Origin of the sequence: Pedobacter deserti, assembly GCF_024436415.1 — a bacterium.
GTDB lineage: Bacteria > Bacteroidota > Bacteroidia > Sphingobacteriales > Sphingobacteriaceae > Pedobacter > Pedobacter faecalis.
The window spans coordinates 905,738-929,575 of the sequence record NZ_JAFMZQ010000001.1 but is presented as its reverse complement, the minus strand read 5'-3'; the positions used below and the strand labels follow the sequence as shown (position 1 = coordinate 929,575).

Below are 23,838 nucleotides of genomic sequence, written 5' to 3'. Positions count from 1 at the left end.
TCCTTGCCGATTATCGGGATTTGGACCGCTCGAGTGCGAACCAGATGGCCAGTAACACGCCATAGCTTCCGCCCCGCTCTACCCATTCGAAAAAGCCCCATTGGGGATAGAACATTTCGGTGGTCATTTTCCAGATAAGAACAGCAAGAACAAAAGGTCTTACAGGCCGGAAAGCGATGATGCAGGCGGCAGCAAGTTCGATAATTCCGACGATCAGGGCTACCTGCTTTGCATCCGTAAAACCTAGTGCGGCGTATTGGCTGAGCAGGCCTTCTTTACCGATAAGATTGAGCCAGCCGTGACCTGCCAGCAGCAGGAAGGCAGCGGCACGGAGTACGCGTAGTACTTGTGATAGTTTGTAGACCGACATGCCCTGCGGCGCATGCATGCGCTGAAACCAGGAAGCGACGCCCTTTGCAGGGGTGCAAAGGACCAACAGGGCCAGGGGCGCGCCGAAATTACCCGCCCTTTCGATGAGTTCAGCAAAAGGCTCGCCCGAAAGCGGTCGCATAGCGGCTGTGGCAAATCCCCAGATGACAAGCCAGCCAGCCACCGCCCGGATTGGGTAGAGCAGCAGGCTTATGCCCAGCAGGATGTCGGCCACGCCGATGACCGGCATAAGCTGATAGGCCGTATCCTGACCGATGCCGGCCACACCAAGGTATTTGGCCCAGACCGCCTTGGTGATGATGCCAAATGCGCCGTGGCCAATGAGGCACATAGCCGAGCTGATGCGAAGGGTGTGAAAGATTTTTTGTTCGGTATTCACGCCTAAATATATAACTTAGCAGTAACCAAACATAACCATGAAACACTTTTTACTATGCGCAGCGCTGCTGCTTTGCCTGGGCAGTTGCAAGAGGGAGGACAAGTACCCTGAGCTAACGAACAAAGATATTGCAGGCGTGCTGGAACAAATGACCCAGCTGATGATCCACGATGTATCCAACCCGCCGCTTGCTGCGCGTTTCTATGCATACTCGTGTATTTCGGGCTATACCGTGCTAAGTTTAAATGACTCTTCGGTGGTGTCGCTGAAAGGAGTATTCAATGAATTTCCCGAGATCAGCAGTCCGCCCGACTCTGGCGCTTATTCTACCCAGCTAAGCGCAATACTGGCAATGACGGGAACGGCTAAACGGATGCAGCCTTCGGGAAAGAAGTTAGACGTATTTGAGCAACGTTTCCTGGATTCGTGTCGCAGACTGGGCTTCCCGGAGGACGTGATAACCCGCTCGCAGTCGTACGCCACCCAGGTGGTAAAGCAGATTATGGGCTATGCAAAGAAGGACCGGTATAACCGGATCAGCAATTATCCGAGGTATACGCCGACAACCGATGAAGGCAGCTGGCACCCTACCCCACCTGCTTATTTTGCGCCGGTTGAGCCCTACTTTAATACGGTGAGACCTTTCCTGATTGATTCGGCAGAGGCTTTTAAATCGGTACCCCCGGTGCCTTATTCGTCGGATAAAAATTCGGAGTTCTATAAATTGCTGATGGCCAACTATATTGATGGGGGCTCGGGATTAACCCAGGAAAACCGCGAAATTGCGGCTTTCTGGGATTGCAATCCTTTTGCGCTGAAGAATGAGGGCCACCTGATGGTGGGCTTGAAGAAAATTTCGCCGGGAGCACACTGGGTAGGCATAACGGGTATAGCCTGCCAGAAGGAGAAACTCAGCTTTGCGAAGACGATGGAGATCTATACGATCGTGGCCGCTGGTTTAACGGATAGCTTTATCAGCTGCTGGGATGAGAAGTACCGCAGCAACAGGATACGTCCGGAAACGGCGATCAGGCGACTGATAGACAAGAAGTGGAAGCCTATGCTGCAAACGCCTCCCTTTCCGGAGTACATGAGCGGGCACTCGCATATTTCGGCAACCACGGCTGCGATCCTGACTTATTATTTTGGCGACAACTACAGCTATACGGATGATGTGGAGGAGCCTTATGGCTTGAAGCCAAGACGTTTTACTTCCTTTAACGCTGCCGCGAAAGAGGCTGCCATGAGCCGCTACTGGGGCGGCATCCATTTTATGGACGGGATTATAAATGGTGTGAACGTAGGCCGGGCTATTGGCGAGCATATTGTTGGGGAGTTGAAGACCAACGGAATTAAGCCGATTTAGTCGATCAATAAGGATGTACCGGGAATTTGCTATCTTTGGCCGTCTCCAATGATCACCTCAGATATGTTTTCCGGCGAAGACCTGCTGCTGCAACTGTTTAACCAGTCGGCCAACGAAACGGTTGTTTTTAACAGCCGCGACTTGAATATCCTATATGTAAATGATGCCATGCTGGCCAGGTGGAACCATCAGCGAAGCCTCGTAGGACAAAAGCTGGCGGAGGCTGTTTCCGGTCAGGTAAGCCCGGAACTTTTGTTGAGGCTACAGGATGCATGGGACACAGGGCTTCCTTTAAATGAGGCTGGTCTTTCTGCTATACCTTTTCCCGACAGCCTCGGACGGACGTCTTTCCTGGTGCTGACTTTCAATGCTGCTGCCGAAATTCCTGAGCATATTAAACATTATAACGATAAGCTTGCGGAGAGTGAGGCCCGGCTGCAATCTATTTTTGAGCGGTCGCCCGTTGGCATTTCTGTATTGACTGGGCCTGATCATATCATAGAGCAGGCCAATGAAATGATCTTGAAGATATGGGGGCGTACGGCTAAAGAGGTATTGGGGAAGCCGCACCGTATAGCCCGCCCGGAACTGAAAGGACAGCCCGTATATGATTGGCTGGACGAGGTGCTCCGGACAGGCGTAAAACGGGTTAACAGTGAGTTCAGGGTAATGCTGTATGACAATGGGGGCTTGCGGGAGGCTTATGTAAACTCCGCTTATCAGCCGCTTAAGGATGCTTCGGGAAATACCACTGGTGTACTGGTTATCCTGGACGAAATCACCGATATGATTAAGGCCAGGCAGGAGGCCACGAAGGTAAAGGAGATGCTTAACCTGGCCATGGAGTCGGGCGAGCTTGGCGCTTTCTATTACGACCCGGCCAATAACCGGCTTTCGGGCAATGATCTGCTAAAATCCTGGTTTGGGCTGGGCCATGCTGAACACCTGGCGCTGGAAACAGCTACAGCTGCCATTGCAGACGATGACCGTGACCGTGTTGATGCTGCTATACGACGTGCACTGACCCCGCAGTCGGGAGGCAATTATGAAATTGAATATACCATTATCCATCCACTGACAGGCGTACCGCGTATGGTGCGCGCAAAGGGTAAAACCCTTTTTGATGAGAACGGTAATCCGCTGAGCCTTAACGGTACCTTGCAGGATATTACGGAAAGGAAGAAGGACGAGCAGCGCAAGGACGATTTTATAGGGATGGTAAGCCACGAACTGAAAACACCGCTTACTTCTTTAAATGCCTACCTGCAGCTTTTACAACGGAGCGCACGGAAGACAGCGGACGCCTATGCGGAAGGTTTGCTGGAGAAATCGGGCCTGCAGCTGAAAAAAATGACCAGGATGATCAACAGCTTTTTGAACATATCGCGACTGGAAGCGGGCAAACTGCACCTGGATCCGCAGGAGTTCGATTTGAGTGCCTTGGTGTCTGAGCTGGAGGATGAAGCGAATACCATGTTCGACAGTCACCAGTTCATATTCGATCCGGGCCCATCGGCCATGGTGCTGGCCGACAGGGATAAGATTGGCCAGGTGATCAGTAATTTTTTAACGAACGCGGTGAAATATTCCCTCACCGGTACCCGGGTGGAAGTGACCTGCAGGGTAAGCGGTGGCAAGGCTACGGTTAGGGTGAAGGATGAGGGCTTTGGCATTAAGCCGGAGGACTTACCACGAATTTTTGAACGCTATTTCCGTGTGGAAGACACCAACAAGTTCGGCGCCTCTGGCTTTGGTATTGGCTTATACCTCTGTGCGGAGATTATTGAAAGGCATGACGGCCACATCCGGGCCGAAAGCACATTAGGCCAGGGCTCGGCCTTTTCGTTTGACCTGCCCCTGGCCCGTTAGTCTATAACCTTATTTTTAATCCGCCGTTGACCACGAATCCATCCAGCGGCGCATAAATGTCCCGGAATACGGGGTTGGAAACGCTGCCGGTATAAATGCTGTCGAACCGTGTTTGCCTGGTGTCCGTAAAGTTCTCGAAATTGATGTACAGCGAGAAGCGCTCCCAAAGCCGCTCGGCCATAAATCCGAAAATCCAGTACGGTTTGCCCGTGGCACCATCGTTCAGGTTTTGCCTGCTGAAGTAATAGGCTTCTGCACCCAGCTTCCACTTTTCATGGGCTTCGTACATGAGTATATTGTTGAGCCTGTGTTTGGCCGTGAGCGGATTAGGACGGAGTTCATTGCCTTCATGGATCTTGGCATCCGTGAGACTATAGCCAAGGAACAGTTTAAAATCGTGATAGCTGAGCTTAACGTTCGTTTCCATCCCCCGGGTATCGATATGCCCCGCAGCATTGATGAAGCGGTAGTTGCCCCCGCTTTCCTGCTGCATGAGGAGCGGGTGATTCAGAAAGGTGTAGAACAGCATGTGGTTGATACTGAAGGCTACCTGGTCGCCAAACAGGGCTGTGCGATAATTGATGTCCCAGTTTGCACCGTAGCTTCTCTCCAGCTTATTTATATCGGTGGAAATAGGCAGGACATGCTGGTATTGGATGCGCTCACTCTCTTCTGTGAATATGGTGGGCGTCTTGTATCCAAGTCCGCCTCCAAGCCGGGAATTCAGCCGGTCGCTGATCTTAAACAAGGCAGAGAGCCGGGGCAACACGACAAAGCCGTAGTCGACCACGTAATCGCCACGCAGGCCTGCTTCAATATCGAGCCAGCCTGAAGCCTTCAGATTCTGCTGTATGAAGGCGCCCGCGGTAGTCTGCCGATAGTCGCGCAAGGCTACGGAGGTCGGCCCCCTCTCTTTAAATCGGTCGGTCCACAAGTTAACACCTGTTACCCATTCAAGCTTGTCACCCGAGGAGGTATAGCTGGCTTCTGTGAAGGTTCCGTACTGACTGCCGTTAAAGAGGTATCCAGGCATCGTTATTTCCCGGTTAAAATAACTGAAGCTGTTCTTTATGTTAATTTTTGTCTGCGCACTCACCTGGTGATCGAAACTTAACTGAGTGGATGCCCTGTCGGATTTATTGCGTTCGAAAAAGCTGTGGGTGTCATTACCCCGGCCTTCAATAAAATCCAGGTCGCCCCCGGTCCTCGTCTCGAAGCTGCTGTTGACGCCGAAATTTAGGGAAGTCCGATCGGACAAATACAGAAACAGTTTTGGATTGAAGGTATACCGCTCGAATTTGGGTATGGCCGTGAGGTCGATCTCTGCAGGATCGTAAGGTTTATTGCTGTTACGCGCTGCGAACAATGTGAGACCAGCTTTCCCGAACTTCTGGGAGAAAAAGCCGCTTAAATCGGCACCGCCGGCGGATGTACCGTTTACATGAAAACTGAGCTCGCGCTGCTCGCCCGGCCTTTTGCTGATGAGGTTGACCAGTCCTGCAATGGCACCTCCGCCATATAGTGTTGACGCGGAGCCTTTGACAACTTCCACCTGCCGCAGATCGAGGGGTGGTATTTGCAGAAGCCCCAACCCGCCGGCCGCCCCGGTATACAGCGGAAAGCCATCTTTAAGCAGTTGCGTATAGCGACCGTCTAAGCCCTGTATACGTATAGAAGCATTGGCACTTGTGGCCGAGGTTTGCTGGGTTTGTATACCGGTACTTTCGCTCAGCAGCACGCGGATGTCGCCGGGCTTCATGTTCGATTTTTCATCGAGTTCTTCACCGGCGATGACTTCGATGCGTGTGGGGATATTGGCTATGGTGCGACTGCTCCTGGTGCTTGACACGACCACGGCGTCGAGTTCTTCTCCTTCGGCGGGCTTTAAGAAAATGACCTGTGTGGCATTGCCGCCCAGGGCTATGCTAAGCGTGTCGGTTTTCGTTTCATAGCCGATCAGGCTATAGCGAACCTGATGTATTCCTATGGGGAGAGCAGCGAAGGTTAAGCTACCTTCCGCATTGGCCGCAGCTTGCAGTTTAAGTTGAGGCAGACTTGCAGTGGCGCCGGGCAGGGCCAGCTTCGTCTCTGCGTCTTTTAATTGTATGGTTATACTGTTCTGTGCGGAGGCATGCATAGCAAATGCCGCTGCAAGAAACAGCAGTATGTATCTTTTCATTGATGTAAATTGTGTTCGACGACGGTTTAAGAAATGTTTATTTACTGTGGTTCTTAAACCATCCGCGGAGGCTGCCAAACAGCCCCGCTGATACGCACCGGGTAACCGGTATCGGAAGGGGTGTGGGCCTGCTTTAGAGGTTGAGGGCTGGCGATGGGCTCCAGGCATCGGGGCAAAAGCACTGAAAACGGGTGGTGCCCGCAGTGACAAAAGGAATTGCAGGTATCGCTTGTATCCTGATGCCCATTGTCAGTTCCCTGAGCGAGGCTGAAGACGGTTTCATCAGTGACGTCCGCACGAGTTTCTTCCTCACAGAGGTCGAACCCCGAAAGGAATACAAGGATGGTCATGATGACGGCCAGCGCTTTCATATCACGAAGTTAATAAGTTAACACAATAAAATACTAAGGTTTGTTATTCGGATATGAAAAAAGAACTTTGGTGGAAGACAAGCGTGATTTACCAGATCTATCCGCGGTCGTTCCAGGACAGCAATGGCGACGGGGTTGGTGATTTAAAGGGGATTATTGAGCGGCTGGACTATCTGCAATGGCTGGGCATTGAGGCAGTTTGGCTTTCGCCGATCTATCCTTCGCCGATGGCCGACTTCGGTTATGATATTTCTGATTACCAGGACATCCATCCGCTGTTCGGCTCTTTGGCCGATTTTGATGAATTGCTGGAGGCGGTGCATAGCCGTGGCATGAAGCTGATCCTGGATTTTGTGCCTAACCACACTTCAGACAAGCACCCCTGGTTTCTGGAGTCGCGTTCTTCACGAGATAATCCGAAGCGCGACTGGTATATCTGGCAGGATGCAGCGGAGGACGGCGGGTTGCCGAACAACTGGCTGGGTGTGTTTGGCGGAAGCGCCTGGGAATGGGACGAGGTGACGGGTCAGTACTATTATCATGGTTTTTTAAAGGAGCAGCCCGACCTGAACTGGCGTAACCCGGAGGTGCGCGAGGCTATGCTGAATACGCTTCGCTTCTGGCTCGACCGCGGCGTGGATGGCTTCAGGGTGGATGTGATCTGGCATATGATTAAGGATGCTCAGTTGCGCGATAACCCGGTGAATCCTGACTATACCGAGTATATGCCGACATACGACCGACTGCTTCCTGTGTACAGTACGGATCAGCCGGAGGTGCATGAAGTGATCCGCGAGATGCGTGAGTTGATGGACAGTTATGAGGAGCGGATGATGGTTGGGGAGGTTTATCTGCCTGTACACCGTCTGATGACGTATTACGGTGTGGACAACAAGGGTGCACATCTGCCCTTTAATTTCCAATTGATTTCCCTGCCCTGGGATGCAGCGGTGATTGCTGCTGCTATCGATGAATATGAGGGGGCTTTGCCTACTGATGGCTGGCCAAACTGGGTGCTGGGCAATCATGATCGTCCGCGCATAGTAAGCCGGATCGGTACAGAACAGGCGCGTGTTGCGGCGATGTTGCTGCTGACTTTGCGTGGTACGCCGACGATGTATTACGGTGATGAGATTGGCATGCGGGATATCCCGATCCCTTTTGATGAGGTGCAGGACCCGCAGGGGCTGAACATGCCCGAGAAGAATTTGAGTCGCGACCCCTGCCGAACACCTATGCAGTGGGATGACTCCAACAACGCTGGCTTTAGCTCCGGCAAGCCCTGGCTGCGTATCGACCAGCGCTATGTGCGGAATAACGTGGAATTGCAGCGGAATGATCCTGATTCCATCCTTTCCTTATACCGAAAGCTGATTGCGCTAAGGCAGCGTGAGCCTTCTCTTGTGCTGGGTGTTTATACGCCGGTTTTTGCAGACCAGCAGATGATTGTTTATTTGCGCACCTATGACGGCAGTGCCTCATTTTTGGTGGCGCTTAATCTGAGTCACAGGCCTGCGTATTTCCGGCCAGTTGAGGGGCAGTATTTGGGCGTTGTTGTGGTGTCGACCAATACGGAACTGGAGGGCACAAGGGTGTCGGGCAGTTTGAGTTTGGCGGGCGACGAGGCGGTTGTGGTGAGGTTGGACAGGGAGGATTAAGTTTTTCGTGTTACTTCAACCGCTTTAACCTGTTATAAATCACAGGCGGCAACCAGTTTTTGCCGAGCGTTACCAAATCGGAAAATTTGAAAGTTTGATGTCTAACATCGGTCTTTACACCTTTTCGGCCCACAAACAGCGTACTATGCTCTTCTTGCCTCCGGTCAATCTCTGATTCCGGCCGGCCGTTGGTGTAGTAATACAGAGCAAGGGACTTCCGACTGCGATCAGGTGGACAGGTCAACGGGTTCGGATGTCCATGGTAAGAAAAATCAGTAGTGGAAAAGATAGCAACGGTGTTAAAATCTGGCAGGATACGTTTTTCTGCGTGCGTCATTTCCTTATTCCAAAGTTCAAAGTGCCCCCCGTAACTCTCCTCCCAATCTTGGTTCAGATAAACGAGTAAGTTTATTCTTCGATCTAATTTTGTCAGGCGGTTCTTGTTAAAGTCTGCATGAACCTTGAGCAACCCACCAGGTTTGATTTCATGATACCCGCCGCCGATAAAATAAGGGTCCGGAATCAACGGCTCCTCAATACCTGTAAGCTCCTGCAAAAAATTCAATACCGGTTCTGAATTCAAGTAATGCATTAAGCATTTAGTTGCTGGTCCGAACCTGGATTCGCCGCGTGCAGCCAGCTTCTTCTCGTTATGATTGTCAAATTTGTAGGCGTCTTCAACTGTAGATAAGTCCGGAAACTCTTTCAGCACTTCCTTTAACAACACAGGGTCGAAAAAGTCCCGGAAAACAATATGAGGGAATGGGGAATTAGATCTATAAGCATGGCTGTTATCTCTCGCCAACTGCAACAGCCCGGCCGCCCCATTTAAAAATACCGCAGGATCAGGATACGCTATCAAATTCTTCAAACTTTGAATTCTTACTCTTGAATTCAGGCACTATGCTCTTCATCTGCATAACTGCCTTACGATTGTCGTTGATCATGGCATAATCTAAGAGTTCGTAGATTTGTGTTTCAACTTCACTGAATACATATTGACGAACCTGACCAATCATGATTTTCTCATGGTGTGTCGCAAGCGTGTTTTCACTGTCGTTAAGGAGTTCTTCAAAAAGTTTCTCTCCTGGTCGTAAGCCTGTATAGTTAATTTTTATGTCTTCGTTTGGCACCAAGCCTGCCAACTTAATCATTTTCTTTGCCAACTCAACTATCTTGACTGATTTGCCCATGTCAAAGACGTAGATTTCTCCGCCCCTACCCATACAACCTGCTTCCAGAACAAGCCGACATGCCTCGGGAATTGTCATAAAATATCTTGTGATTTCCGGATGAGTAACTGTTACCGGGCCGCCCTTCTCAATTTGTTGTTTAAATCTTGGAATAACGGAACCGTTTGAACCAAGCACGTTGCCAAACCGGGTTGTTATAAATTTGGTGATTGGCTTGATGTCAGGGTTATTTAAGTAGCTAAGGCCATTTGAGAAGATTACCTCTGGGCTATTAAGCGAATTATTGAGGGATTGCACATAGATCTCTGCTATACGCTTAGATGCGCCCATGACGTTTGTGGGGTTAACTGCTTTATCAGTAGATACCATTACAAACTTTTGCACGCCATGTTTCACAGACAAGTCGGCTATCGTTTTCGTTCCTAGTACATTTGTTTTGATTGCTTCGGAAGGGTTATCCTCCATCATTGGTACATGCTTGTATGCTGCTGCATGGTAAACATAGTGCGGCTTGAATGTTTCGAACAGAAAATTCATTCGTTTCTGGTCTTTAACATCTCCAATAAACGCATGAAAGTTGGAGTTTTTATATCTCTCATCCACTTCCAGATACAAATCGTGTAATGCGGTTTCACTTTGATCGCACATAATGATGAGTCCGGTATCAAACTCTAATAACTGTCGCACTATTTCACTGCCGATCGAACCTGCTGCACCGGTAATAAGAATCCGTTTATCGGCCAACTGATTTTGGATGCCGTCCGTATCAATCTGAATAGGCTCACGATTTAACAAGTCCTCTATATTGATATTTTGGATCTGAGCCGTACTCATACCACCTTTAACCCAAACATCCGGCGGCGGAATATTGAGAACCTTTACTTTATTTTCCAGGCATATATCGACGATTTGATTTTTCCTTTCCGTTGGTATCGTGTAGGAGGCAAAAACAATCTCGTCCACAGCGTGCTTAACGACCAGGTGTTCAAGAAGGGAGGCATCCAGAATTTTTACGCCGTCTATCGTTTTGCCAAACTTTCTGGGATCATCATCAACATAGGCGATAATCGTTTTATTTACCTTGGCGTCGTGATCGAAAGTTCTTTTCGTAGCCACCCCCGCTTGCCCCGCCCCGTAAATAATCATCCGAATTTTGGTCAGATTGGCGTTCTTAATGTACATGAAAAAGTACTTTACAACGATCCGGTAAGTTAGAAGGAACAGGAAGGTAAGCAGTGAATTAATGATGATAGCAACATTTGTAATTACAAATGAAGATTTAAATATGATAAGTAGCGCGTTACCAAAAAATATGGCCAGGGAACTGAGCAATACAGCAAAAAGAATCCTGAACGAATCCTGTGCACTCGTATATCTGACTATCCCGGCATAACTCTTTACGTTATAGAAAACCAGGGAATTCGCCACGACAACAAGAACGATGGACTTATATAGCTTAAGACCGTCGATTTGTTCTACATCAAAATTGTGCCGTAGTACCTTCGCAAGCACTATAGCTACAACGCTAAGTGAGATGTCGATGGTGAATATAATCCACCGCGGTACGATTTCTAACTTAGAGAACATCCTGGAAAAGTTTCATATTCAAATGTAAGGATAAATCAACCAAAATGTTTGCCAAAAATATGTTTCGTTAAGAGCTCAATGATTTCTCGCTTAATACTCGGGAGACAGATGTATTACACGCCTGCTATCGGAGAGCTGATGTAACTATGGAAGCTATTCTGTTTAAGTCGTCTTCACGGAGATTAGATCCTGACGGCAGACAAAGGCCAAGCTCAAATAACCTCTCCGAGGTTCCGTCACCGTAATATGGAGCGTCTGCGAATATCGGCTGCAGGTGCATTGGCTTCCAGAGCGGCCTGCTTTCGATATTATCTGCCTCCAAAGCCATGCGAACGTGTTCCCTGGTCTTGTTATTTGATTTTTTAGGATCGATCAGTATAGTGGTTAGCCAGCGGTTTGATCGGTAGCCTTTCATCTCGTCAACAAAGCTAATAGCATCAACCTCAGAGAATACGCCTTTATAAAAATCAAAATTACGGCGCCTGTTTGCGATATGTTGGTCAAGCACCTGCATTTGTCCGCGGCCTATACCGGCGCAAATGTTGCTCATCCGATAATTGTAGCCTATATTTGAATGTTGGTAGTGTGGTGCGGCGTCGCGAGCCTGTGTAGCAAGAAACCGAGCTCGTTTTATTAAAGCCTCATCAGTGGATATTAAAGCTCCGCCACCGGAAGTAGTGATGATCTTATTGCCATTGAAAGACAGGACACCCAATTTACCGAAAGTTCCGGCTGCCCTGCCATTAATAGAAGACCCTAATGCTTCGGCTGCATCTTCGATAACTGGTATCCCGTATTCAGCGGCAATTGCACTGATACGTTCCATTTGTGCAGGCATGCCATATAGATGAACTGGAATGATTGCTTTTGGCTTCTTACCTTTTGCCAGCCGATCGTCTATTGCACGCTTCAATGTCTCGGGGCACATGTTCCATGTTTCAGATTCGCTATCGACAAAGACAGGTACTGCGCCTTGATACGCGATGGGATTTGCGCTTGCCGAGAACGTAAATGACTGGCAAATGACCTCATCACCCGCTTGAACTCCTAACATCACCAATGACAGGTGCAGTGCGGCGGTACCGGAACTCAGCGCGGCGGCGTGTCCTGATCCGGTATACGCAGCTAAATCCATTTCAAAACCATCGACGTTTGGACCTAAGGGGGCTATCCAATTCTCGGCAAAAGCTTCATTAACATATTGTTGTTCTTTACCACCCATATGGGGCGACGACAGCCAGATTTTACTATTCATTTTCCTGTATTTGATTAAACTTTATGATTTTCGCAGGGTTCCCGACTACTATGGCATAGTCAGGCACATCCCTAATCACCACCGCACCAGCACCAATAGTAGCCCATTTCCCAATTTTAATACCTTGAATTATGACAGCTCCAATACCTATGTGAGTTCCTTCTCCAACCAAGACATTCCCTGCAAGCGCTGCTTTGGGTGATATATGAACAAAATTGCCGAGTGCGCAGTCATGGTCTACGGAAGCGCCGGTATTTACTATGGCATGATTGCCAACAATGCTATCGGCGTTTATGGAAACATTTGCCATCACTACACTGCCTGATCCGATTTTCACGGAGTTGGAAATAAAGGCTGTTGGGTGTACAGCAACAGACGAACATGGAGCCCCAATTTTTAAAAATAATTTCTTCCGAACAAGATTGCTTCCAATAGCAAGAATGTAGTGCCCGGAATTAAGTGCTAAGAAATCGGAAAACTTTCCCCGAACAGGATATCCTCGAAATAAACAACTGTCAGTCTGCTCATCATATATCCCTCCAATGTCCTCATTAAGTGTTTCAAGGGTATCAATGATCACTTTAGCATGTCCGCCAGCTCCGATTATGTACACCATTAGTTTCCGGTAAACCTTTCCATAGTTACTGAATTTCCTGACGATATTCCTTCCTTTAAAATCACCTTTTTTACTGTGAGTGAAAGTATCTTCAAATCTAACCAAAAAGTCAAATTGTCCACATAGTAAACGTCTAATTCAAATTTTTGATTCCAACTGATTGCATTTCTGCCATTGACTTGCGCCCATCCGGTGATGCCAGGACGGACGTTGTGACGGCGAGCCTGTTCAGGTGAATATAATGACAAATATTCTGGCAATAATGGCCTGGGTCCAATAAGGCTCATGTCGCCTTTGAGTACGTTAATGAGCTGGGGTATCTCGTCGAGTGAAGTTCTTCTAATAAAGGCTCCTATAGACGTAAGTCTTTCTTCATCAGGAAGCATGTTGCCGTTAGCATCCTTTTTGTCATTCATCGTTTTGAACTTGATGATTTTGAAAATACGGCCATGCTTGCCCGGCCTCTTTTGAACGAAGATGGGCGTTCCTTTGGTAACGAAAAGCAAAGAGAAAAAAACACAAATCAACACCGGGAGGAGGATAACAAGTACAAGCGCTGTTACTACCAGATCCAAAATGCGCTTGAATATAAATCTATATAGTTCCTTCATTTTTAAGATGAGCCCTGTACTCACATAGTATTTCTTTCCATATTTTCGACTGTTCATATCTATCAACTATCATCCTTCGAGATACCGACGCCATTTTATGATAGAGTCTCGGATCTGAAACGAGTCTGTCCATAGCTTTTTCAAGAGCGGAAATATCTTTTGCGGGTATAATTAATCCATTCTTCTCGTTGACTATGATTTCATTGCATCCATTTATGTCCGTTACAATTGATGGCAAGTGGAAACACCCAGCCTGCATTGGCACGTTTGGAAAACCCTCACGATATGAGGGAAATGCCAACGCGTTTGAGATCGCTAAAAATGGTCGTACGTCATGCTGATAACCTACTGCAATGATAGATGAGTTTTGGGATATTTGGCTTCGTATTTCCAAAGATAAAGGATCTAAGCGGGCCTCTTCACCACCCACTAGCAAGAGTTTTATGTGATTAAATTTTCTTTGAAGGTGGATAAAAGCTCTAACAAGTTCTTCTACGCCTTTTTGCTTAACAAGTCTGCCAACGAACACGAATGTGAAGTCGGATTCATTTATTCCTAACACGACTTTTAAGTGCTCGGCTTTAACTTTTATTTCGTCTGTTAAATCAAATTCAGCTACATTAATGCCATTGCTGCTCCCGTTACCGATAACTTTTACTTTTTTATCGTTCCCGATCCCGGACTTCAGAAGATAGTTTTTTAGCATGTGAGAATTAGGATAAACACATGTAGAGCAACGGTATGCCAGCCTTTCCATCATTTCGAGTAAAGCTCTCTTTAGCCCTTTAGTTTCCATGAAAGGCAGACCAGCTACGGTGTGGAGCCGTATCGGCACCCGAGATAATTTCGCAGCTATCATTCCCAAAAGGCCTGCCTTTGGGGTATGCGTATGCACGATATCCGGCTTAAAGTTCCTGAAAATTTTGATTAATTCTACCAGCGCTGCTAAATCAGCTAATGGCGTAATTGTTCTGGTCATATTGACCGGCGTAAAGATAGATTTTTCGCGAATCGAGAGTTCTTCTTTACCAGCGAAATCCGAAGAGATCATTAGAACTTCAAAACCATGCTCTGACATATACCTCATTTGCCCCGCAATCAGCTTTTCCAGCGATAAAGGAACGGTCGTAATTCGTACTAACCTCATCAGCAGTTGTAAATAATGTTCCGGAAACCAAAAAATATGCCACAGGTTATGCCGAAGCTTAACTTTGCGGTCTCGGTGATGAATCGGATATTTCGAAATCGCGTCATCTACTCGTTTTATATGTTAGCTTAAGGAGCTTAAAAAACTGCTTCAAAAAAAACAACACAGTCAGTAAGCGTTCTGAAAACGTTAGATTGCTCTTACTAACATATGCGTGCATCATTTCTATACCGCTGATCCGCTGTCCGATATTGTTTGATTGTGTTATGCTCAAGGTATGTCGCCTGTATTTTAACAGCGGTATTTCTAAATTCCGAAATTGGACTTTCTTACGCCAATTAAGCCAAAGTTCATAATCCTGTGACCGCTTGAATGTCTCATTATATTGTCCGTACTGCGCGAATTTTTCCCGCCTGATCATGACCGATGGGTGGACAATCTGATTTTTAAATAGCAGACCCCGTGTTATCTGGTGATTCGATTGGTTTAAACGAATTCTACCTATTTCATTTCCATGCTCATCAATGATAAACGCAGGAGTTCCTAACACATCGACTTCCGGATTTTCCTCCAGAAATTTTACCTGTATTTCAAACCTTTTATTTAAGGCAATATCATCAGCGTCGATCCTTGCCACATACTTTCCGAAACAATGTCTCAAGCCAACGTTTAGTGACTTCGTAAGACCGATGTTCTGGTCGTTATAATAAATTCTTATTCTATTGTCATCATAAATACTGAAATGCGTTTTCCAATCATGCTCGGGATTGTCAACCACAATGATGAACTCGAAATCTCTATATGATTGGGTCAAAATCGAGCGCAAGGTCTCGTCTACGAATTTCGTTTCGTTGTATACACACATGAGAACAGATACCGTCGGGCTCATGGCTTAAGTCTTTTGTAAATGTCCGCCACTAGCAACACTTGCTGTTTCACATCGAATTCCTGACTCCGAATAGCGCCGGCCTTGGAATAACTGGAATATAACTCTTTGTCTGACAGCAATTGGTTAATCGCTTCTGCAAGTTTTTGCGGTGATTTATCGACCACTAAGATGCCAAACTCATTATTCTCTCCAAGCACCTCAGTATTGCCATCAACTCTTGAAGCAATTGAAGGTACTCCAGAAGCCATTGCTTCTAAAAGTGATTTACACAAGCCCTCATGTTTTGAATAGTTAATATATATATCACTATCTTGCAACAATTTAGGAATCCAATCGATATTGCCTAGCAAGAAAACCTTTTCAGACAGCGCATTTTTTTGGATATAATCTTTCAGCTCAGCGTCCAGGCTTCCAGATCCAGCCATGTGTAGTCTTACATCATCCCTCCCCAGGTGCTCAATTGCCTTAATGACCAGAATTGGCTGTTTGACGGGCTCGTTTCTTCCGATAACACAAATATTAATAATCTCTCCATCAGATGGGGCCCTACGGCCGGAGGGGCTTCTATTTAGCGTACTAATATCTATTGAATTATAAAACGTAAATCGGCTAACCTTTTTGGTAAAATGAGTATCTAAAGAGTTTGTTGAACCAAAATACGACCGTTGTACGCCATTCGATGAACAAAGCACCAGGTTGGCCAGAGGATGCGTTAGGGTTTCGAGTATCCGGGCAAAAAATGATAGGTTTTTCTTCACGCATCTTTGTTCCACTATTATCTTAATATTTCTCCTGTAGATTAGGTTCACCAAGGTGGTTCCGATCTTGTTATAAAATCCTGCAATCGGATGTTGTGAGTGAACAATATCAAAATCCTTCGATTTAAGAAACTTAATGAAAGCCCATAGCTTGCCTAACGAAATCCGGACTCCCTTATAGCCAAGAGAAGATACTTTTATGTTGTTTCGTTTGTATGCTTCAATGAGTGTATTATCCGCAGCAAAAGGGAATAGGTACGCTACTTCAATAATGTGAGAAGTTTTGTCGATATAAAGTGCATAGTTGTAAAACTGCGATTGAAATTGACCATCAACCGCGTATTGAGTCAGATATAGAATTTTCATGTAACCATACCTTTCATATATCTCTCAAAATGATTTTCAATTTGCAACGCTTTTGCTTGAGCTGCGCTCAGCGATTTACTATCCTTTAGTTCTTTTGGATGATCAATATAATATCTTACCAGATCGGCGATTTCTTGAGAGTTCTCAAAGTTAGCAACAATTAGTTGATCGATCAAAGACTTTATGTAAGTGACACCTCCCCCTTGAGTATTATTTGCGATGCAAAGATTTCCACACGCTAGAGCTTCTACAACAACATTAGGGAAGCCCTCAAATTTTGATGCAAGAAGGAAGATGTCGCTTTTCTGCATAAACGAATATGGCTTGGGAGAATAACCAACGAATTCGACCCTTTCAACAAGCTTCAGGTTCTGAACCATACCTTTCAAATATGCCTCCTGCGGGCCGCTTCCAACAATTTGAAAACGCCATTCTCTGTCTTTAATTAAAGCAAGTGCCCTGAGCATTAGATCTACATTTTTCAGCTCAATTAATCGACCAACATAAAGAATGCGGACAGTTTCTCTGGATTGGGACTCGACCTTGCTGGTTATTACAGGGTCGGGTATATCAATCGGATTTGGCGCTAGATTAATTTTATTTCTGTCAACTTTCAGGATTGTATGAAGTTCTTCCGCGATTATCGGAGTTATGGCCCAAAACGCATCTACTCTCCAGTAAAGCAACTTTTGTATTCGTCGAATAAACGGATGGGTTTTGCTTAGCGGCCTCGCCTCCCGAATAACGAGCCTAAGCCTGCTCGCTGCAACGAGAGTAGCGAAAATACATGCAATATTAATATAGTTAAGCGTTGAGACCAAAATTTCAGGTTTTTCTTTCCTGAGCAACCGACTAAGCTTGAACCATCCAAACTTGGCGCTCGAATGCAAGACTAGTATTTTACACTTTCGCGATATACTTGAAAGATAGACGTCTGAAGGTTCAGAATTAAATAAAACCAATGTGATATCGTTCCTGGTATTATTGATTAAATAATTAAGGATGTGTACAATGACACGCTGAGCTCCACCGCCATGCATACGACTCACTACAAAAAAGATCTTCCGCGCCATGCAATTAAGGTTTTATGAAATCTTTTCGGATTCCGAGCTCATCAATTTTCTGCAGGATAATTCTTCTCCTCTCACTTCCCTTTAATCCCTTAGTTTTAAAGTTCTTTGATATGATTTTCTGTTTATAAGAATCTATATCGCTGATGACCCTGGCTGGTATGCCTGCTACGACACAGTTGTCCGGTATGCTTTTCGTAACCAAGCTGTTCGCACCAATAACGACATTCGAGCCAATCGTCACGCCTGGCATGATGGTGCTGTTGTTGCCAATATACACGTTATTACGGATTTCTATCTTACCAAATACATCTAAGTCAGGCACTTCCTTACGGAACACCCACACGCCACCGTCGTGAGTTATAAACTTAACTTTCTTAGTTATATGACAATGGTCTCCTATTGCGATTAGGAAGGGCTCACTGCCAAAGTCCAGGGTAGCAATCTTAGATTGATGACCGACTTTAACGCCGACATCCTTGGCGTACTGAACAGGATCCTTGAGAAACTTATAGAGTTTAAGCAAGCGCTTCAATGGGTTCACTATCATAAGCTTTAATTTTTCTCTGCTGAAGTAATTGCTTAAGTGCAATAGCGTCAATGTAGGCCCAGCAAAATACGAATGTTCTATTTTCGAATAATGTGTTGGTAAAAAAACAAGCGATAAGCATTGTCATATAAAACGACAGGCCATAGACATCGTTAAACCTAACCGACCTATACACACCAGCCAGGATTATTGTAATCAATATGATTAAACCAAATATTCCGTAATCAATCCCGACGCGTAAATACATGTTATGCGTAGCTTTATAGTAGAACTCTCTGTTCATACTCATGCCAGTTCCGTATCCAAAAGGCCTTTCTAGAATTAGTCCAAAGTATTTCTCCGCTATGGCTACCCGCCCCTGATCGCCGACATCCTGATCGTCTATCAGACTGCTCTGTCCGGTGATCTGACTTATTCGTTGTGCAGCACCCCGAGATTCAAATGACGGGAAATAACTTGTCAGATAAGGAATAATCAGAAAAAAAAACGCTGTAAGCATCGCTGCAACCGGAAGTGATCTTACGAAGAAAACCGGCAATTTTGAGAGCCGTGTTATTCCGCCAAACTTGACTGCAACAATCAGGAATGTCGACAGTGCAAACATAATGATGCCACTCCTCGAAAGCGTTAAAAAAACGAACACAAAGTTGATCGCAATAAAGATAATAACAGATCTCTTTTGCTGTAAAAAAAACAAGCACACAATGTTCAACAAGCTTAGTCTCAATGCGGCGCTATTAGGATTCTCCGCGAAACCCGCTCCTCTGGCGGCCTGGCTAACACCAGACGTCAGGTCGGTTAAAATGCTTTGCGCCAATAATGCAAATCCAATTAAAAAGACCAGTTTACTGACTCTCTCAGGGACTTTGAGAAAAAACGCCATGACCAATGCATATCCAGACAACGTTAGTAATTGATTTCCTATCGCATACCAGGGGTCATCATAAGTACTCATTAATGAATATACAAGTGACAAAAAAAACAAACCAAAAAGATACCGTAGGTTTGCGGCCTCGGACGAATACACCAGATATTTCTTTGAATAACTAAATAATAACAAAAATAGCACTGGCAATATTGTAAGTGAGGGCTCAAATGGTATAATTCCCAATCGATACAAAAAGATATCGGCAACCGATATGCATAAGACAAGCAAACCGGAGATTAAAATTCTCATACCTTGTGCCTCCCAATTGACATATAGATAATCTTCATCCAGAAAATCTTAAAATGCTTGAGGTAATCAAATATCCGAACTTGATGATCATATTTCATTTTTAAAAACCCGTCTATGTATAAACCTCGTGCCAGATCAATATCAAAGTATTGTCTTTTTGTCTTCTGGTAACGTAATACACTTTGCTTTACAGCTTTGTCATTGAAAAAAGCCAGTATATCACCTTCGTAACCAGAGATGCTGGCTAAGGATAGAGAAACCCGCTTACTAAAATTCCTGTTAAACGCTTCATAAAATATCTCGTCCGAATTTACTATTACAGGAAGCTCAGCGGAGCGACTATACACAGCTAATGGCCGTGACTCCACGATGGCTTCCATCGCCCCTCTTCCCGTGCCAACAACCAGATCTGCTTCATTTAAAAATATGGAACTCTTATTTGTAAAGTCTGGTGTGTCCAGCAAGAATATATTTTCCGATTTATCCACTTCTTTTTTGAGTTCATTATATATAATAGAACCGGGCACATCTGGATAACCAATAAAAACCAAGTTGTGAGGAATTGCATTTGCATTTAAAAAGCGGCTAAGCTTTATCGCGGAGTCATTAACTTGCTGATAGTTCGCCACAATCCGACCCACTCTAAGAATAATCGGATGATCATTGCCAACTACCTTTCTGATGGACGAACGTTTAAGTTCCTTTTCGTCAAGCTTTTTAATCCGGTTTGGGACTAGGATGATGTTAGACTTGTTAAAGATCTCATTTTTGACATAATGGTCGTAGTTTTCTTTCGAAAATGTAAATACAGTAGAGCTAAACGGACTATAGGCTGGATTTTTTCCCCCACATCTCACAAATGCTACGGGTAGCTTTCTGAATAAGGCTATGTTTCTTACAAAGAAATACGCAAAAAAATCAAAAGCAACCAGCTTTGCATTATCGTCGCTAGCGATTTGACGGGAAAAAAGACTTATGTTTCTAATAAAGTTTACCAAGTTCATCTTGATGAACGTGACCTTAATTTCATTCTGATCGAAAACCGGAGACCGGACTTTTCCTATATTGATAATCTCAATTTCTACCTCCTTGCTGAGAGAGTTTGCCAAGGTAAGACAGCTTCGGAAGTGGCCGCCTTTTGCAGAAGTATCAGATGAGGTAATAAAGAAAAGTACTTTAAGTTTTTGCATGCTATATCACTCGTTGCTCAACTTCTAGCAAAACACCAAACTGTCGATAAACCTTTGTTTGTACTTCGCCAATTAACTCAAGGATATCTCTTCCAGTAGCATTGTCAATATTAACAACAAATCCGCCATGCTTCTCAGATATCATGGCCCCCCCGACTCTAAACCCCTTGAGTCCTAGTTCGTCGATCATCGCTCCAACATAATATCCTGGCGGGCGTTTGAATACACTTCCGGCATTGGGCAAATCTTTTGGTTGCTTGGCCCATCGCTGCGCTCTGATGGTCTCCATCTTCTCTTTTATCGCCGTTTTGGACGATGGCGTTAGTTTTAACCAGGCCTTTAAGACAATTTTATCCGTATTTTTTTGGAAAAAACTATTCCGATAGCCGAACTCTGCCGCCTCTGTCTGTATTTCTTTTACTGCCAGATCTTGCAAATCCAAATAGCGAACCTTCATTAAAACATCCTTAATCTCTTCCCCGCTGGCGCCGGCATTCATAACAACTGCCCCTCCAAGCGAGCTGGGAATGTCGAAAAAAATCTCTACGCCAGAAAGACCTTGTTCCAGTGCAAACAAGCTGATGTCGAGCATTCTACTTCCACATTCCGCCTCTATAACACCATCCTCAACTGCCCTGATGCAGTCAAAGTTACCATTAAAAATAATGAATTTTTGCTCATAACAGGGTTGAGATAATATTACATTGTATCCGTTACCTAACAGAACCAACTCAGATTTGTCGTGTTCCTTAAAAAGGTTTATTACATCCTCATCCGTTTCTGGAAAAAATGCTGTGCTACAAAATGCCGTGATCCGGTATGAGTTGTAGTTTGTCAGGTCAAAGTTCTCATATATTCTCATCGACACCGATATAGTTAAATAATGCTTGTGAATAATTTGCCTCTACTTCGCTTTTACCCTCAACAAACACCCACCTATTTGCGTGTGAATCGTATGTGTAATAACCATTCGACCTCGTTAGGGTCGGCATACCAAATCCGATTCCCTGAAGTTCAATTAAATAACACTTCTTATCGTCCTGAGCAATATCCAATGAAATGAAGGGTACGTCCAACTTTTCAAAGACTTCCTTTGCATAATTCAATAACGCCTCATCAGGTGTTTCAAAATGGAATTTTCCACTTCCGCTCGCCCTGAAATCGTTGTCCCTAACATATCTTTTCAAGACAAAGTATCTCTCCCCGAATACAAGAACTTTAAAATCATGTTGCAACCCGGGTATATATTCTTGCAAAATAAAAGGTGTCCTATTCAAATAGTAATGATTATTGTAATTCTCGAGATCACTCTCCCCCTTATATAGGCTTTTTACGAATCTTGACAAATAAAACCTCAGTTGTTTCACCGAGGTAACACTTCCTTTATGTAGGTCGACAAATTTCCGGATTTCTGCCAGATTATTAACCAAGCCAACCTGCCTACTTCCAGACCCGTATGGTAGCTTAATCACACTGGGAAACACGAGATGTTTGTCTTGAAGATCGGTAATATCGCCGAAATAGTGCCCTGATAAATTCCCAAGTTTTAACTTCTTTCTGAGTAACTCTTGATAACCTTTATTCCCATAACTTAAAAACATGTCTAAACTTGGGATGAGGTTTACATCAGGCCTAACATCCTTAAGATATAATATTGCATCCAAAAGATAGCTCCGATAAGCACTATTTCGGGTTACGGTATAAAAAAGGTATGAATTCTGTGGGACATCGTTAATGTTCTCTATATATTCCCTGAAGTGCATCACAATTATTTTGACTTGGCCTGAGCACATATCTTCAAGACCGCTGGCGACCTTATTATAATTGAGTTTCGAGGACGCAGATTTTATGAAAAAGGACTGGTGAATGGGCGTTATATACAATACCTTCATAGTTTTATGATTTACGCTTTTTTGCCTTTAATATTAGTTTTCCCATGTATTCTTGAAAAAAAATCCTGTCTGACCCGGAGAAGGTGATAATCTCCTTCACTGAAATTTTTGCTTCCCTGGAATAGATAAATAAAAACAACAATGCTGACAAGCTATAACTGATGACCGAGGAAAGCGATGCTCCTATAGCCCCATATCTTGGCACCCAGATTAAATTAAAAACGACATTTAAGATAACCGCCGGCACCATAGCCTTCATGGAAAGCCACGGCTTGCCTTTCCCGGCCATATCCATGTTCAAAACAAGAAATACTGTATGTAATAAGACGCCCGGAATTAACACTTGTAAAACGTTAATGCTACCGGAAAATTGTTCACCAAACAGCGTTCTAATAATAAATGGCGATAAAAAATACAGAAGCAATGATGCGAAGAATATAATTACTATAGCAACCTTTAGTAATAACGTCACCTTAATTGAAAAAGCCCTTGAATCCTTAGCCGCAGCACTTCTCGAAAAAATCACGGTGCTTAACAGCATTGGTACCTGCCACAGATATTCAACAATATTGGCGCCTTTTGTATAAATCCCTAACTCATACGGTGTTGAAAGTTTATCTAAAAGAATTATATCAGCTTTGTAGTTCAACTGCATTACCAGAAGCGCAACTGCATAAATCACCCCAAGGGATATCATTTTTTTAATTAAGCTGAAATTGAACTTAGGCTGGAAGGGTACCATCTTAGTGACTTTGATTGCAAGCACGAACGGAAGAATAAAAACTGCAAGGAAGGTAGCGAACATAGATCCCGCAATCCCGAATGGAAAGATCACAACAAACAAAAATGTGAAGACTAGGTTATTAGCGGCAGGCAACCAGTTAATTCGGTTAAATTCTTTGATGTTCTGCCTCCCTAAAAAAATACCCGATACGTACGTATTATATAACGAAAATGGGATCCCGATTACCGCTAGAATAATCAGCGTATTAGAAAGTCCACCCTGGTCAGAAAAATATCGGATTGCAAAATAACATACCGCGATGCTTACCGAGCTTGTAAATATCCAGATAGCCAGAATTGAAGAGTATATTTCTTTGAGATCGTACTCATCCCTACCTACAAAATAAGTTGTCGCTTGTCTGATGCCTAACGAAGCCAAATTCATAATTAGCGATGGATATATCGTTATCGCCGAAATTATACCGTTGTTTTCTGGTCCCAGGTATCTAGCCGTTATTACGGAGGTACCCAACCCTAGAATCATTACGGCGACCCGGCTGGATAACACTGCAATCACATCGTTTATGAATTTATTAGTCATG

21 protein-coding genes are annotated in these 23,838 nt (G+C 44.9%); 4 read left to right on the top strand and 17 right to left on the bottom strand.

All coding sequences use genetic code 11. The annotated features are described in order from the left end of the window. Positions 1 to 10: 10 nt before the first annotated feature. Positions 11 to 769: a hypothetical protein gene (locus tag J3P40_RS04315; RefSeq protein WP_256003271.1), complete on the bottom strand. Its 759-nt coding sequence runs from the start codon at positions 767 to 769 to the stop codon at positions 11 to 13. 37 nt (positions 770 to 806) lie between these two features. Here J3P40_RS04315 and J3P40_RS04310 point away from each other — a divergent pair, with 37 nt between their 5' ends. Beyond that, a complete protein-coding gene (locus J3P40_RS04310) occupies positions 807 to 2,135 on the top strand; it encodes a vanadium-dependent haloperoxidase (RefSeq protein ID WP_256003270.1) in 1,329 nt (442 codons plus the stop codon). A 48-nt stretch (positions 2,136 to 2,183) separates the two neighbouring features. After that, a complete protein-coding gene (locus tag J3P40_RS04305; RefSeq protein WP_256003269.1) occupies positions 2,184 to 4,004 on the top strand; it encodes a PAS domain-containing sensor histidine kinase in 1,821 nt (606 codons plus the stop codon). Position 4,005: 1 nt separating this feature from the next. On the opposite strand, the gene J3P40_RS04300 is transcribed toward J3P40_RS04305, so the two are convergent. Next, positions 4,006 to 6,183, bottom strand: coding sequence for a TonB-dependent receptor (locus J3P40_RS04300; RefSeq protein WP_256003267.1), 2,178 nt, complete (start codon positions 6,181 to 6,183; stop codon positions 4,006 to 4,008). Between the two features lie 203 nt (positions 6,184 to 6,386). Between J3P40_RS04300 and J3P40_RS04295 the strand changes: the two genes are divergently transcribed. Continuing rightward, a complete protein-coding gene (locus J3P40_RS04295; protein ID WP_256003264.1) occupies positions 6,387 to 6,575 on the top strand; it encodes a hypothetical protein in 189 nt (62 codons plus the stop codon). 32 nt (positions 6,576 to 6,607) lie between these two features. Next, positions 6,608 to 8,212 carry an alpha-amylase family glycosyl hydrolase gene (locus J3P40_RS04290; RefSeq protein ID WP_256003263.1) on the top strand — a complete coding sequence of 535 codons (1,605 nt, stop codon included), beginning with the start codon at positions 6,608 to 6,610 and terminating at the stop codon, positions 8,210 to 8,212. 10 nt (positions 8,213 to 8,222) lie between these two features. Here the strand turns inward: J3P40_RS04290 and J3P40_RS04285 are convergent, their stop codons facing one another. The 15 genes from J3P40_RS04285 to J3P40_RS04215 all read right to left on the bottom strand — a co-directional run bounded on the left by J3P40_RS04285 (position 8,223) and on the right by J3P40_RS04215 (position 23,837). Further along, entirely contained in the window at positions 8,223 to 9,083 is an 861-nt protein-coding gene (locus J3P40_RS04285) for a 2OG-Fe(II) oxygenase (RefSeq protein WP_256003262.1), read from the bottom strand. Continuing rightward, on the bottom strand, positions 9,058 to 10,992 hold the full coding sequence (locus J3P40_RS04280) for a polysaccharide biosynthesis protein (RefSeq protein ID WP_256003261.1): 1,935 nt from the start codon (positions 10,990 to 10,992) through the stop codon (positions 9,058 to 9,060). Before J3P40_RS04280 ends, J3P40_RS04285 begins: the two co-directional genes overlap by 26 nt. A gap of 124 nt (positions 10,993 to 11,116) precedes the next feature. After that, positions 11,117 to 12,247 carry a DegT/DnrJ/EryC1/StrS family aminotransferase gene (locus J3P40_RS04275; protein ID WP_256003260.1) on the bottom strand — a complete coding sequence of 377 codons (1,131 nt, stop codon included), beginning with the start codon at positions 12,245 to 12,247 and terminating at the stop codon, positions 11,117 to 11,119. Further along, complete coding sequence (locus J3P40_RS04270; protein WP_256003258.1) at positions 12,240 to 12,863, bottom strand: acetyltransferase; 624 nt, start codon at positions 12,861 to 12,863, stop codon at positions 12,240 to 12,242. Before J3P40_RS04270 ends, J3P40_RS04275 begins: the two co-directional genes overlap by 8 nt. Then, positions 12,863 to 13,474, bottom strand: a complete 612-nt coding sequence (locus J3P40_RS04265) for a sugar transferase (protein ID WP_256003256.1) — start codon at positions 13,472 to 13,474, stop codon at positions 12,863 to 12,865. The genes J3P40_RS04270 and J3P40_RS04265 overlap by 1 nt, the downstream gene beginning before the upstream one ends. Further along, a complete protein-coding gene (locus tag J3P40_RS04260; RefSeq protein ID WP_256003255.1) occupies positions 13,458 to 14,621 on the bottom strand; it encodes a glycosyltransferase family 4 protein in 1,164 nt (387 codons plus the stop codon). The genes J3P40_RS04265 and J3P40_RS04260 overlap by 17 nt, the downstream gene beginning before the upstream one ends. A 103-nt stretch (positions 14,622 to 14,724) precedes the next feature. Next, positions 14,725 to 15,510, bottom strand: coding sequence for a glycosyltransferase (locus tag J3P40_RS04255; protein WP_256003254.1), 786 nt, complete (start codon positions 15,508 to 15,510; stop codon positions 14,725 to 14,727). Beyond that, positions 15,507 to 16,634, bottom strand: coding sequence for a glycosyltransferase family 4 protein (locus J3P40_RS04250; RefSeq protein WP_256003253.1), 1,128 nt, complete (start codon positions 16,632 to 16,634; stop codon positions 15,507 to 15,509). Before J3P40_RS04250 ends, J3P40_RS04255 begins: the two co-directional genes overlap by 4 nt. Beyond that, positions 16,631 to 17,674 (bottom strand): glycosyltransferase, encoded by a 1,044-nt coding sequence (locus tag J3P40_RS04245; protein ID WP_256007052.1) that lies wholly within the window; start codon positions 17,672 to 17,674, stop codon positions 16,631 to 16,633. Before J3P40_RS04245 ends, J3P40_RS04250 begins: the two co-directional genes overlap by 4 nt. 37 nt (positions 17,675 to 17,711) lie before the next feature. After that, positions 17,712 to 18,254, bottom strand: a complete 543-nt coding sequence (locus tag J3P40_RS04240; RefSeq protein ID WP_256003252.1) for an acyltransferase — start codon at positions 18,252 to 18,254, stop codon at positions 17,712 to 17,714. After that, positions 18,223 to 19,209, bottom strand: coding sequence for an O-antigen ligase family protein (locus J3P40_RS04235; protein WP_256003250.1), 987 nt, complete (start codon positions 19,207 to 19,209; stop codon positions 18,223 to 18,225). Before J3P40_RS04235 ends, J3P40_RS04240 begins: the two co-directional genes overlap by 32 nt. 218 nt (positions 19,210 to 19,427) lie before the next feature. Continuing rightward, positions 19,428 to 20,621 (bottom strand): glycosyltransferase family protein, encoded by a 1,194-nt coding sequence (locus tag J3P40_RS04230; protein WP_256003249.1) that lies wholly within the window; start codon positions 20,619 to 20,621, stop codon positions 19,428 to 19,430. Position 20,622: 1 nt separating this feature from the next. Beyond that, the gene (gene murB, locus J3P40_RS04225; RefSeq protein ID WP_256003248.1) at positions 20,623 to 21,483 is read right to left on the bottom strand and encodes a UDP-N-acetylmuramate dehydrogenase; all 861 of its coding nucleotides are present in this window, start codon (positions 21,481 to 21,483) and stop codon (positions 20,623 to 20,625) included. Further along, entirely contained in the window at positions 21,470 to 22,513 is a 1,044-nt protein-coding gene (locus J3P40_RS04220; protein ID WP_256003247.1) for an ATP-grasp domain-containing protein, read from the bottom strand. Before J3P40_RS04220 ends, murB begins: the two co-directional genes overlap by 14 nt. A gap of 4 nt (positions 22,514 to 22,517) precedes the next feature. Continuing rightward, the gene (locus J3P40_RS04215) at positions 22,518 to 23,837 is read right to left on the bottom strand and encodes a flippase (protein ID WP_256003246.1); all 1,320 of its coding nucleotides are present in this window, start codon (positions 23,835 to 23,837) and stop codon (positions 22,518 to 22,520) included. Position 23,838 lies beyond the last annotated feature (1 nt).